The sequence below is a fragment of the Streptomyces pimonensis genome, from assembly GCF_041380215.1.
GTDB lineage: Bacteria > Actinomycetota > Actinomycetes > Streptomycetales > Streptomycetaceae > Streptomyces > Streptomyces pimonensis.
Genome location: NZ_JAHWZY010000005.1, coordinates 223,783 through 236,621 on the forward strand (window position 1 = coordinate 223,783; position 12,839 = coordinate 236,621).

7 protein-coding genes are annotated in these 12,839 nt (G+C 75.1%); 3 read left to right on the forward strand and 4 right to left on the reverse strand.

Annotated features, from left to right (window positions below; all coding sequences use genetic code 11):
- Positions 1-127: 127 nt before the first annotated feature.
- The 3 genes from KYY02_RS07740 to KYY02_RS07750 all read right to left on the reverse strand — a co-directional run bounded on the left by KYY02_RS07740 (position 128) and on the right by KYY02_RS07750 (position 3,582).
- Positions 128-388, reverse strand: a complete 261-nt coding sequence (locus tag KYY02_RS07740; protein ID WP_371236799.1) for a hypothetical protein — start codon at positions 386-388, stop codon at positions 128-130.
- Positions 389-767: 379 nt separating this feature from the next.
- On the reverse strand, positions 768-1,250 hold the full coding sequence (locus KYY02_RS07745) for a PaaI family thioesterase (protein WP_371236801.1): 483 nt from the start codon (positions 1,248-1,250) through the stop codon (positions 768-770).
- 52 nt (positions 1,251-1,302) lie between these two features.
- Complete coding sequence (locus KYY02_RS07750) at positions 1,303-3,582, reverse strand: FdhF/YdeP family oxidoreductase (RefSeq protein WP_371236802.1); 2,280 nt, start codon at positions 3,580-3,582, stop codon at positions 1,303-1,305.
- A 208-nt stretch (positions 3,583-3,790) separates the two neighbouring features.
- On the opposite strand from KYY02_RS07750, the gene polA reads away from it, so the two are divergent.
- The 3 genes from polA (at position 3,791) to KYY02_RS07765 (ending at position 10,077) form a co-directional block, all read left to right on the forward strand.
- Positions 3,791-6,517, forward strand: a complete 2,727-nt coding sequence (gene polA, locus KYY02_RS07755) for a DNA polymerase I (protein ID WP_371236803.1) — start codon at positions 3,791-3,793, stop codon at positions 6,515-6,517.
- A gap of 305 nt (positions 6,518-6,822) precedes the next feature.
- A complete protein-coding gene (locus tag KYY02_RS07760) occupies positions 6,823-7,239 on the forward strand; it encodes a hypothetical protein (RefSeq protein WP_371236804.1) in 417 nt (138 codons plus the stop codon).
- 1,014 nt (positions 7,240-8,253) lie between these two features.
- Positions 8,254-10,077 carry a lytic transglycosylase domain-containing protein gene (locus KYY02_RS07765; protein WP_371236805.1) on the forward strand — a complete coding sequence of 608 codons (1,824 nt, stop codon included), beginning with the start codon at positions 8,254-8,256 and terminating at the stop codon, positions 10,075-10,077.
- Between the two features lie 16 nt (positions 10,078-10,093).
- Here the strand turns inward: KYY02_RS07765 and KYY02_RS07770 are convergent, their stop codons facing one another.
- The gene (locus KYY02_RS07770) at positions 10,094-12,835 is read right to left on the reverse strand and encodes an ATP-dependent RNA helicase (protein WP_371236806.1); all 2,742 of its coding nucleotides are present in this window, start codon (positions 12,833-12,835) and stop codon (positions 10,094-10,096) included.
- Positions 12,836-12,839: the final 4 nt, after the last annotated feature.

Consider the following 12,839-nt stretch of genomic DNA (forward strand, 5'->3'; position numbering starts at 1 on the left):
GGCCGGCGGCGAGGGACCAGCCGAGCACGGCCCTGCGGCGCCGCTCGGACTACCGTGTCGGAGGTCCGCGTCGAGGGGCCGTCCGGAGCGTGGGTGTCCTCCCCCGCCTCGACGGGGCCGGTCCCGCTCACCGCCAGGGCTCCCCGCCCGGCCCGCCGACGCGGTACCACGCGACGCACCCCTCACGCGCCTCACGATCGATCAACCGGCCGGTGTCGGCCGCCCCTTGACGCTCGGCGGCCCGGGCGGATGCGACCACCTCGCGCAGGATGCCGTACTGACCGTCGGACAGCCCCATGGACTGGTGGTCGCCGTAGCCGCGGCCGTCGAGCGCCTCGTGCGACCAGTGGCCGACGAGCTTCGTGCACAGGTCCGCGTCGGACGTCACCCGCGGTGACGGTGCGGAGGAACGACCTGCCGCGCCGCCCGGCGGGGGCTCCCGCGCGTGGCCGGAATCCGTCGTACCGCACCCGGTCGCCGCCGGGCCCGCCAGAAGCGCGGCCACGAGGGGCGCGCCGAACGCCCCCGCCCGAGAGGTGCCGCCCCGTCGCATGTCCCGAACGCCAGGACGCCCGCCGGCCGGAGGCAACGACGGTGCGGCATGCGGCGGTCGGGACCGCGGCATGCGGGGGAGGGACCCGCGGCACCGGTGGGTGCGCGGTCCGTACGGGCTGCGGCACACCGGGGCCGGGGTCGAGGTGCGGAGGGGCGGCGGGGCGGGAGGGCCCGTGGTGCGGGGCGGGCGGGCTCCCGCACCACGACGACCGTCAGCCCGCCGCCCGTCCCCCGTCGCCGGGCCGGGCGTCCCGCAGCAGGCAGGTCAGCCGCGCGGTGCACACCCGCTTGTCCGCCTCGTCGGTGATGACGATCTCGTACGTCGCCGTGGACCGTCCCCGGTGCACCGGGGTGGCGACTCCGGTGACCAGGCCGGAGCGGACACCGCGGTGATGCGTGCAGTTGAGGTCGACACCGACGGCGATCCTGGAACTGCCGCCGTGCAGCATCGACCCCACCGACCCCAGCGTCTCGGCCAGCACGGCGGAGGCGCCGCCGTGCAGCAGCCCGTACGGCTGGGTGTTGCCCTCCACCGGCATCGTCCCGACGACCCGCTCCGCCGACGCCTCCAGGATCTGCACACCCATCCGCGTGCCCAGGTGGCCCGCCGAGAACAGCGCCGGCAGGTCCACGCCGAGCGCGGCGTACTCGTCTATGACCTCCTGCGGGAACGTCACCTGCTGCTGCTCTCCCATGGGCCCGGCTCCATTCGTCCTGCGTCGGTACGGCTGTCTGCTGAGCGAACGCTCAGTCGGTCGCCGATTGTTCCAGACGCACCACGACGGACTTGCCGGCCGGGGTGTTGCTGGTGTCCGCGGTGGCGTCCAGCGGCACCAGGACGTTCGTCTCCGGGTAGTACGCCGCCGCACAGCCCCGCGCCGTCGGATAGTGCACGACACGGAACCCGGGCGCCCTGCGCTCCGCACCGTCCTTCCACTCCCCGACCAGATCGACGTAACTGCCGTCCGCGAGCCGCAGCTCCCGTGCGTCCTCGGGGTTGACCAGCACCACGCGGCGGCCGTTCCTGATGCCCCGGTAGCGGTCGTCGAGACCGTAGATCGTGGTGTTGTACTGGTCGTGCGAGCGCAGCGTCTGCAGCAGCAGCCGCCCCTCGGGCAGCTCGGGGTACTCCACCGGCGCGGCGGTGAAGTTGGCCTTGCCCGTGGCGGTGGGGAAGCGGCGCTCGTCGCGCGGGGCGTGGGGGAGCGCGAAGCCCCCGGGGCGGGCCACGCGTGCGTTGAAGTCCTCGAAGCCGGGGATCACCCGCGCGATGCGGTCGCGGATCGTCGCGTAGTCCTTCTCGAACTCCTCCCACGGCACCGTGTCGTCCTCGCCGAGGACGCGGCGGGCCAGCCGGCACACGATGGCCGGTTCCGACAGCAGCTGCCCGCTCGCCGGTTCGAGGCGTCCGCGCGAGGCGTGCACCATGCCCATGGAGTCCTCGACCGTCACGAACTGCTCGCCGCCGCCCTGCAGATCGCGCTCCGTGCGGCCGAGCGTCGGCAGGATCAGGGCACGTGCGCCCGTGACGGTGTGCGAGCGGTTCAGCTTGGTCGACACGTGCACCGTCAGCCGGGCCCGGCGCATCGCGGCCTCGGTGACCTCCGTGTCGGGGGAGGCGGAGACGAAGTTGCCGCCCATGGCGAAGAAGACCTTCGCCCTCCCGTCGCGCAGGGCGCGGATGGCCCGTACGACGTCGAAGCCGTGCTCGCGCGGGGGAACGAAGCCGAACTCCCTCTCCAGGGCGTCCAGGAACGCGGGCGCGGGCCGCTCGAAGATGCCCATGGTGCGGTCGCCCTGCACGTTGGAGTGACCGCGCACCGGGCACACGCCCGCACCGGGGCGGCCGATGTTGCCGCGCAGCAGGAGGAAGTTGACGACCTCGCGGATCGTGGGCACGGAGTGCTTGTGCTGGGTGAGCCCCATCGCCCAGCACACGATGGTGCGCTTCGACGCGAGGACCATGCGCAGACACCGCTCGATGTCCCCGCGCGTGAGGCCGGTCGCGGTGAGCGTCTCCTCCCAGTCGGCGGCGCGCGCGGCCCGGGCGAACTCCTCGTAGCCGTGGGTGTGGTCACGCACGAACTCCTCGTCGACCGCGCCGGGCGTGTCGAGGATCAGCTTGTTGAGGAGGCGGAACAGGGCTTGGTCGCCGCCGAGGCGGATCTGCAGGAACAGGTCGGTCAGGGCGGCGCCGGTGGTGAGCCCCCTGGCGGTCTGCGGGTTCTTGAAGCGTTCCAGGCCCGCCTCCGGCAGCGGGTTGACGCTGATGATCCGCGCGCCGTTCGCCTTGGCAGTCTCCAGGGCGGACAGCATGCGCGGGTGGTTGGTGCCGGGGTTCTGGCCGGCGACGATGACCAGGTCGGCCCTGTGGAGGTCCTCCAGCAGGACGCTGCCCTTGCCGACGCCGATCGTCTCCGACAGGGCCGAGCCGGACGACTCGTGGCACATGTTGGAGCAGTCGGGCAGGTTGTTGGTGCCCAGCCGTCGGGCGAACAGCTGGTAGAGGAAGGCGGCCTCGTTGCTGGTGCGCCCGGAGGTGTAGAAGACGGCCTCGTCCGGGGAGCCGAGGGCGGCGATCTCCTCGGCGACGATGTCGAAGGCCCGCTCCCAGGCCACCGGCTCGTAGCGCTCGCCGCCCTCGGGCAGGTACATGGGGTGCGTCAGCCGGCCCTGCTGGCCCAGCCAGTAGCCGCTGCGGCCGGACAGGTCGGCGACCGGGTGGGCGGCGAAGAACTCCGGGGTGACCCGGCGCAGGGTGGCCTCCTCGGCCACGGCCTTCGCCCCGTTCTCGCAGAACTCCGCGCGGTGCCGGTGCTCCGGCTCCGGCCAGGCGCATCCCGGGCAGTCGAAGCCGTCCTTCTGGTTCACGCGGAGCAGCGTCAGCGCCGTCCGCTTCACGCCCATCTGCCGCCGGGCCATGCGCAGGGTGTGCCCGATCGCCGGCAGCCCCGCGGCCGCGTGCTCCGGTTCGGCAACCTGCGGGGCGTCCTGAACCGGGTCCCCCTGGGGCGGCTTCGTCGCCATCGCGCACTCCTGTTCACGCACACGTACGAGGTGTGCCTTCGATCCTCCCACGTCCTTGCCGGCCCGTCCGGCGGGTGAGGACGAGGCCCGCAGGGCCGACGGGGTCCGGGGCGCGGCTCCGGGGACGGGAAGGGGCCGTGGAGCCGAACCGACCCCGACGGCCACACGCCCGCCCCCACTGTCGGTGTCACGTGGCAGGATCGGACACGTGGCAGACACAGCATCGAAGAAGACCGACCAGCCCCCCACCGGCCCCCGCCCCCGTCTGATGCTCATGGACGGGCACTCCCTCGCGTACCGCGCGTTCTTCGCGCTGCCCGCGGAGAACTTCACCACCGCGACGGGCCAGCCGACGAACGCGATCTACGGCTTCGCGTCGATGCTGGCCAACACCCTCCGTGACGAGGCCCCCACCCACTTCGCCGTCGCCTTCGACGTCTCCCGCAGGACGTGGCGCTCGGAGGAGTTCACCGAGTACAAGGCGAACCGCTCCAAGACCCCGGACGAGTTCAAGGGCCAGGTGGAGCTGATCGGCGAGCTGCTCGACGCGATGCACGCCGACCGTTTCGCCGTGGAGGGCTTCGAGGCGGACGACGTCATCGCCACCCTCGCCACCCAGGCCGAGGCCGAGGGCTTCGAGGTGCTGATCGTCACCGGCGACCGGGACTCCTTCCAGCTGGTCTCCGAGCACACCACGGTGCTGTACCCGACGAAGGGCGTCTCCGAGCTGACCCGGTTCACTCCGGAGAAGGTCGTCGAGAAGTACGGTCTCACCCCCGCGCAGTACCCCGACTTCGCGGCGCTGCGCGGCGACCCGTCGGACAACCTGCCCGGCATCCCCGGCGTCGGCGAGAAGACGGCCGCGAAGTGGATCAACCAGTTCGGTTCCTTCGCCGAGCTGGTCGAGCGCGTCGACGAGGTCAAGGGCAAGGCCGGGCAGAACCTGCGCGACCATCTGGAGGCGGTCAAGCTCAACCGCCGCCTCACCGAGCTGGAGCGCGCGGTCGAGCTGCCCAAGGGCGTCCTCGACCTGGAGCGGACCGCCTACGACCGCAAGGCCGTGACGGTGATCCTGGACACCCTGGAGATCAGGAACCCGTCGCTGCGGGAGCGGCTGTTCGCCGTCGACCCGGGCGCGCAGGAGACCGAGGCCACTCCGGCCGTCGCGGCCGGCGTGGAGCTGGACGGCACGGTGCTGGGCACCGGCGAGCTGACCGGCTGGCTCACCGAGCACGGCACCGGCCCGCTCGGCGTCGCCACGGTCGGCACCTGGGCCCTGGGCGCCGGCTCGGTCGCCGAGGTCGCGCTGGCCACGTCCGCCGGACCGGCCGCCTGGTTCGACCCGTCCGAGCTGGACGAGGCCGACGAGCGGGCGTTCTCGGCCTGGCTCGCCGACGCGGACCGGCCCAAGGTGTTCCACAACGCCAAGGGCGCGATGCGGGTCTTCGCCGAGCACGGCTGGACCATCGAGGGCGTCACCATGGACACCGCGCTCGCCGCGTACCTGGTGAAGCCGGGCCGCCGCTCCTTCGACCTGGACGCGCTGTCCCTGGAGTACCTGCACCGCGAGCTGACGCCCGCCGCCGCGCCGGACGGCCAGCTGGCCTTCGGCGCGGACGACGGGGCTCAGGCCGAGGCGCTGATGGTGCAGGCCCGCGCCGTCCTCGACCTGGGCGAGGCCTTCGGGGACCGCCTGGCGGAGGTGGGCGCGGCGGACCTGCTCCGTGACATGGAGCTGCCCACGTCCGCGCTGCTCGCCCGCATGGAGCGGCACGGCATCGCGGCCGACCGGGAGCACCTCCGGGAGATGGAGCAGATGTTCGCGGGCGCCGTGCAGCAGGCGGTGAAGGAGGCGCACGCGGCGGCGGGGCACGAGTTCAACCTGGGCTCGCCCAAGCAGCTCCAGGAGGTCCTCTTCGGCGAGCTGGCCCTGCCGAAGACGAAACGCACGAAGACCGGCTACACCACGGACGCCGACGCCCTGGCCTGGCTCGCCACGCAGACCGACAACGAACTTCCGGTGATCATGCTCCGCCACCGTGAGCAGGCGAAGCTGCGCGTCACCGTCGAGGGCCTGATCAAGACGATCGCCGCGGACGGCCGCATCCACACCACGTTCAACCAGACCGTCGCCGCGACGGGCCGGCTGTCCTCGACGGACCCCAACCTGCAGAACATCCCGGTCCGCACGGACGAGGGCCGCGCGATCCGCCGCGGCTTCGTGGTCGGCGAGGGCTTCGAGTCGCTCCTGACCGCCGACTACAGCCAGATCGAACTGCGCGTGATGGCCCACCTCTCCGAGGACGCCGGCCTGATCGAGGCGTTCACCTCGGGCGAGGACCTGCACACCACGGCGGCGGCGCAGGTGTTCTCGGTCGAGCAGTCCGCGGTGGACGCGGAGATGCGCCGCAAGATCAAGGCGATGTCGTACGGGCTGGCGTACGGACTGTCGGCCTTCGGCCTCTCCCAGCAGCTGAACATCGAGGCGGCGGAGGCACGCGCCCTGATGGACGCGTACTTCGAGCGCTTCGGCGGCGTACGGGACTATCTGCGCCGGGTCGTCGACGAGGCCCGGGCGACCGGCTACACGGCGACGCTCTTCGGCCGCCGCCGCTACCTGCCCGACCTCAACAGCGACAACCGTCAGCGTCGCGAGGCGGCGGAGCGCATGGCGCTGAACGCGCCGATCCAGGGCACGGCGGCGGACATCGTCAAGATCGCCATGCTGAACGTGGACCGGGCGCTGCGCGAGGCGGACCTGCGCTCCCGCATGCTCCTCCAGGTCCACGACGAGATCGTCCTGGAACTGGCCCCCGGCGAGCGTGCCGCGGTGGAGGAGCTGGTCCGCCGGGAGATGTCCACCGCGGTCCAGCTCCGAGTACCCCTGGGTGTCTCGGTGGGCGCGGGCCCCGACTGGGAATCAGCAGCCCACTGACCCGCCGGGGGAGAGGAGCGGGGCCGGGGCGTCCGGCCCCGCCCGCCCCCTGCCCGCCGCGACGGCGGGCACCGCAGGTCGTTCCCGCCACGGCGGCGGACACCACGGCGGCGCGGGGTCCGGCGGCGCCGCGACGGCCGGGTCCCCGGTGGGGCGCCGGCGCCCGACGGCACCGGGCGTACCCGTACCCCGCGGGGTGCCGCGCACGCCCGTCGCGTCACCCCGCCGCGGCCCCGGAGGGAACCTTCACTCGCGTGGCCCCCGCGGGAAAGCCGCCGCCGGGGCGGGCGGACACCATGCCATGCATGGGTATACGCATGCTTCACCGCAGAGCGGCACCCCCGCGTTCCGGCGGCCCCACGGTCCTCCCGCCGGTTCCGGTCTTCGCGGCCGCCGCAAGCACCGCCCGCACCCCCGCCACCCTCGCGACCGCGCTGCGGAACGCCATGGCGGACCTCGGCCGCCGTACCGGCGGCCGCCGGAGAACCGGCCGGACCCTCACCACCGCGGGTCTCGCGGGCGGGCAGCCGCCGTGGCGGCTGTGGGCCGAGCTGGCCCGCGCCCACCTCGCCCTCGCGCTCACCCTGCTGCCCCGCCCCCGCCCGGTCCGCACCGTCACCGTGTTCGTCGCGGCGAGTGACCCCCTCGGCGTGCGCCCGTACGGCTCGGCCGCCGTGCCCCGCCGCTCGCCGCAGCCTCCGTGGCCGGACGCCGCACCCTGACGGCCGTCGCGTACAGCGGCGGCGCGGGGCCGGTCCCGTGTCCGCACCGAAGCGCAGCGTCGGGACCGGTTCCCGGGGCCTCGCGGTCGCGTCCCCCCGTGGGCCCACCACCGCGAGGCCCGCCGCACCGCCCGGCCGCCGCACCCCCGCCGAGCAGCTCGGCGGCCCACCACCGCTCCCCGGCGGACAGCGGGGCCCCGGCGTCGCCCGGCGCCCGTGGCGCGAACGGAGTGACGACGACCGCGGCCACCGTCGAACCCCCGTACTGCGGGCACCAGTACGGCGGTGACCCCGCCCCCTCCTCGCCGGCACGGGGAACAGCGCATGTGGCCCCGGCCGCGTTGTGCGGACGCGTCCCGGGCCACATGCGCCGAGGCCCCGCCCCGGCGGAGACGTACCAGCGCGCCACCGGCGACGGCCGCCCCGCGCACGCGGCCGCGCCGCCACCCGCCCCTGCCGGGCCCGCGGCGGCGTGGTTCGCGCACCGGCAGCCACAGCCCCGCCGACGCCAGACGATGAGCGCGTCGACCGTGAGCACGCCCCGGGACGCGCGGGTGACGTCGCCGGACTCCAGCGCCCCGACGGGACACTCGCCGCGTACCAGGTCATGCCGGGAGCGAAGCCGCCCGCGACCGGCACGGCGGGGACCGGGGACCGGGGACCCCGCCCGCTTCCGCCGTGCGCACGGCGGGCGGAACCGCCGCCGCATGACTCGGCGTGAACGGCAAAGCGGCCCCTCGTGACAGTGGTTGACCGGTCCGCAGGACCGCCTGACCGGCAGGCCCCGGTGTGCGGGACGCCCCGCACCGGCCCGCCGCCACACGGGAGCATGGCCAACCGGTGAATATCGGGCAGGAACGGGTGTCCGGGCAAAGGAAGTTGTCGTAGGGTCGCGAGGGCCGTCGTGCCGGATGCCCACAGGAGGGCAACCGGTGGGGCGGGCAGATCGTCACACCGGGGCGAACACGACAGAGGCTGACGGACGTCACGGCGTTCACGGGAGGGGCTCACTCTATGGCGGCGCAATTCGGCAGGAGGCTGTGCAAGGGAGTGACGACCACCGCCGTCGCCGCGGCGGCGGTCGCGGCCCTGGCCGCCTCCCAGGCTCCCGGTGCGACCACCGACGACCAGGGCAGACGGACCACCTCGGACGCCACGCCCTCGCCCGAGGAGAACGCCGACGCCGTCGGCGCGACCGGCAACTCGCCGTACTACACGGACCTGCCGCCGCTCAACAGCCCCAACCCCGCCCCGTCCACGAGCACCGGAACGGACGTGTCCGGCGTGACCGAGGCCGGCATACCCGCGACCGTCCTCGACGCCTACAAGAAGGCCGAGGCCGCACTGCGCGAGAAGAAGCCCGGCTGCAACCTGCCCTGGCAACTGCTCGCGGCCATCGGCAAGGTGGAGTCCGGCCAGGCCCGCGGCGGACGCGTCGACGCCGACGGCACCACCCTCTCGCCCATCCTCGGCCCCCAGCTCGACGGCAACGGCTTCGCCCTCATCAGGGACACCGACGACGGCGCCTACGACGGCAACAGCTCCTACGACCAGGCCGTCGGTCCCATGCAGTTCATCCCCTCCACCTGGGAGTGGGCGGGCCGCGACGGCAACGGCGACGGCCGTGAGGACCCCAACAACATCTACGACGCCGCCCTCGCCGCCGGCCACTACCTGTGCCGCTTCGACTGGGACCTGTCCGACCAGCGCGACCTCGACAAGGCGATCCTCAGCTACAACAACTCGACGGAGTACCTGAACACCGTCATGTCGTGGCTGGAGTACTACCGCAGGGGCACCCACGAGATCCCGGACGGCACCGGCACGCTGCCCACGGACCGCAGCGACAGCGGCGGCGTCACGGCGCGGCCCTTCCCGACGGTGCCGAGCACGTCGCCGTCGCCGTCCCCGTCGCCGAAGCCCGGCACGAAGCCGACCAAGCCGTCCGGTTCCAAGCCGCCGGTCGACTCCGGCGGCCCGAGCACGCCGCCCGGCCCCACGCCGCCCACCCTTCCGCCCACCTCCACCGACACGGTGGACCACCTGGAGGACGCGGGCACCGCGACGCTCACCGCGATGGCGGGCGACACGTTCACCGAGCGGATGAGCGCCCGCGCGGAGACGGAGAGCGGCAAGGCCGTGGCCAAGGTGCGGATCCGGTTCACCGTCCTCGGCGACACCGACACCACCTTCACCGGCGGCGAGAGCGTGGCCACCGTCGTCACCGACGGCTCGGGCGTCGCCGTGGCCCCCGCGCTCCGGGCGGGCGAGAAGACCGGCCCCGTCGTCGTCCGGGCCACCGTGGCCGGCCGTACGGTCAAGGGCGTCGTCTACAGGGCGACGGTCACCGAACGCGCCGCCGACACCCTCGTCCGCACCGGCGGCAAGGCGCTCACCTGCACGCCGGGCGGCGAGTTCGCGGACGCGGTCGAGTTGAAGGCCACGTACGGGGGCGCCGCCGCCGACAGGGTGGCCGCGACCGCCACCCTGATCAGGTCGGCCGACGACCCGGCCGCGAACGACAAGGGCCCCTACTTCGAGGACGCCGACGGCAAGGCCGTCCGCACCCTGAGCGGCCTGACGACGGACGCGGACGGCCTGCTGAAACTGCCCCAACTGTACGCGGACGACACCACCGGCACGTTCCTGCTCCGCGTCACCACCACGGGCGGGGCGACCGTGACGGTCGAACTGACCGTGGAGGCGGCGGCCGAGGCGGGGTCCCCGGCCCCGTCCGCCGCCCCGTCGGCCGAGGCGGAGTCCCCGTCCGCCGCCCCGTCGGCCGAGGCGGGGTCCCCGGCCCCGTCCGCCGCCCCGTCGACGGGCCCCACCGCCTGACGGCACGCGGGACCGGTCACCGCCGGAGCCGGGCGTTGGTGTGCCGGGTCGGCGCGGCCGTGGCCGGATCCTCCGGCCACGGGTGCTTGGGGTAGCGCCCGCGCAGTTCGGCCCGCACGCCCTGGTAGCCGTCCCGCCAGAACGAGGCGAGGTCGGCGGTCACGGCGACGGGCCGCCCGGCCGGGGACAGCAGGTGCACCAGCAGCGGCACCCCGGCCACCCGCGGCGACTCCTGGAGCCCGAACATCTCCTGCAGCTTCACGGCGAGCACCGGCTGCTCCGGGTCGGAGTAGTCGATCCGGATCGCGGACCCGCTGGGTACGGTGATCCGCTCGGGGGTGAGCCCGTCGAGCCGCACGGCCTCGCCGGAGGCCCACGGCAGCAGCCGTGCGAGCGCCTGCCCGACGTCGATCCGCGCAAGATCGGCCCGCCGCCGGGCACGGCTCAGCTCCGGCTCCAGCCACTCCTCCACGCGTGCGTGGAGCGCCCCGTCGGAGACATCGGGCCACGGCTCACCGAGCCGGCCGCGCAGGAAGGCCAGCCGCTGCCGCAGTACGGCCGCCCCGGCCGGCCACCGCAGCAGCCCGAACCCCTCCCGCCGCAGTCCGTCCAGCAGCGCGGCCCGTACGAGCGAGGGGGCGGCGCCGGGGTACGGCCGTACGGCCACCTCCACCGCCCCGATCCGCTCGACCCGCCGCGCCACGACGTCACCGTCGCTCCAGCCCACTTCCTCCCGGTGCTCCAGCAACGCCCCCGCCGCGATCCGCGCGACCTCCTCGTCGACCACGCTCCCGAGCCGCACGCGCGCGTGCCCCCGGCCCACGGGCCGGTCGGCCACGGCGACGGCGATCCACCCGGCCCCCCGCAAAGGGGACACCGCCCCCACCTCGGCCCGCGTCCCACCCGCCATCAGATACGAACCGCCCTCCGCGCGGGCCACCCGCTCGGGAAAGGCCAGCGCGACGACGAACCCGGCCCGCCGCTCCTCCCCGCCCCCGACCGCGGGCCGGGGGCCCGGCAGGGGCGCAGGGACTGAGGCCCCCTCCGCCCGCGGGGGCCGGGAGCCCCCGGCCGCCTGGGACGCCACCGACCCGGCGCCCTCACCGTCCGGCGTCCCCGGGGAGTCCGGCGCGGGTGCGGCCGGGGCGCCTCCCCGGCCGGCCGACGGCCGGGACGACGTGTCCGGGGCGGGCGCGGCGCAGCCGCCGGACCGGTCCGGCACCGGCGGTGAGGTGTGCGAGGGCCCGCCCGGGAGCTCGGAGGCGAGCCCGCCGAGGCGGCCGACCTCCTTGCGCCAGCGGGCGGCGTACGCGTCACCGCCGCGCCGGGCGGTCCGCAGCGCGGCGGCGAGGTCGTCGCCGTACTCGCGCGGTGGCTCCTCGCCGATCAGGGCGACCACCTCGGCCGCGAGCTCCGGGCCCACCACCGGTGCAGCGTCCAGCAGGGCGCGGCCCAGCCGCGGGTGCAGACCCAGGCGGGCCAGCCGCGCCCCACGCTCGCCGGCCCGTCCGTCGGGGCCCACCGCCCCGATCGCCGTCAGGACGGAGCGGGCCGCCGCCATCGCCCCGGTCGGCGGGGGATCCAGCAGCGCCAGCCCCGAGGCGTCCGGATCGCCCCAGCAGGCCGCCTGGAGCGCGAACGCCGTCAGGTCGGCCACCTTGATCTCGGGGGAGGGGAACCGCGGCAGCCGCGCGTCCTCGGCCTCCGCCCAGCACCGGTACACCGTCCCCGGCGCCTCACGCCCGGCCCGCCCCGCCCGCTGCCGCCCCGCCGCGCGGGAGGCCCGCACCGTCGTCAGCGCGCTGAGCCCCCGCGCGTGGTCCACGCGCGGCTCCCGTGCCAGTCCGGAGTCCACGACCACCCGCACCCCCGGAACCGTCAACGACGACTCCGCGACCGAGGTCGCCAGCACCACCCGGCGCCGCTCCCCGACGGACAGCACCGCGTCCTGCACGGCGGCCGGCGCCCGCCCGTGCACCTGGAGCACGTCGACACCGTCGAGGTCCCCGAGCCGTCCGGCCACGCGGGCGATCTCGCCGACCCCCGGCAGGAACGCCAGCACGTCCCCGTCCCGCTCCGCCAGCGCCCGCCGCACCACCGACGCCACGTGCGTCAGCAGCGCCGGATCGACCCGCGTGCCGTGCGGCGGCCGCACCGCACGCGGGGGAGGCGCCCACACCACGTCCACCGGGAACGCGGCGCCGCTCGCCTCCACCACCGGCGCGTCCCCCAGCAGCCGGGCCCAGCCCTCCGCGTCCGTCGTCGCCGACGCGGCCACCAGCCGCAACTCCGGGCGCAGCGCCTCGCGCACGTCCCACAGGAACGCCGCCGCCGTGTCCGCGTCCAGATGCCGTTCGTGGCACTCGTCGAGCATCACCACGTCCACGCCGGGGAGCTCCTGGTCGCGCTGGAGGCGCTGGAGGAGTACACCGGTCGTGACGACCTCCACGCGCGTGCGCCGCCCCACCGACCGCTCCCCGCGCACGGTGAAACCGACCGCCCCGCCGACTTTCTCGCCCAGCAGCCACGCCATCCGCCGTGCCGCCGCGCGGGCCGCGATCCGCCGCGGCTCGGCGACCACCACCCGCCGTGCGGGCCCGTCCCCGAGCAGTCCCGCCAGCGCCAGGGGCACCAGGGTCGTCTTGCCGGTGCCGGGCGGCGCCACCAGCACGGCGGTGCCGTGCGCGTCGAGCGCGTCGGTCAGCCTGGGCAGGGCCTCGCGTACGGGAAGGGCGTCCAGGGCGTCGTCACGGATCACGCAC

Bases quoted from the DNA above. Each gene is read 5' to 3' on its own strand.
- KYY02_RS07750 (WP_371236802.1), bottom strand. From the start codon at position 3,582: ATGGCGACGAAGCCGCCCCAGGGGGACCCGGTTCAGGACGCCCCGCAG.
- KYY02_RS07745 (WP_371236801.1), bottom strand. From the start codon at position 1,250: ATGGGAGAGCAGCAGCAGGTGACGTTCCCGCAGGAGGTCATAGACGAG.
- KYY02_RS07760 (WP_371236804.1), top strand. From the start codon at position 6,823: ATGGGTATACGCATGCTTCACCGCAGAGCGGCACCCCCGCGTTCCGGC.
- KYY02_RS07765 (WP_371236805.1), top strand. From the start codon at position 8,254: ATGGCGGCGCAATTCGGCAGGAGGCTGTGCAAGGGAGTGACGACCACC.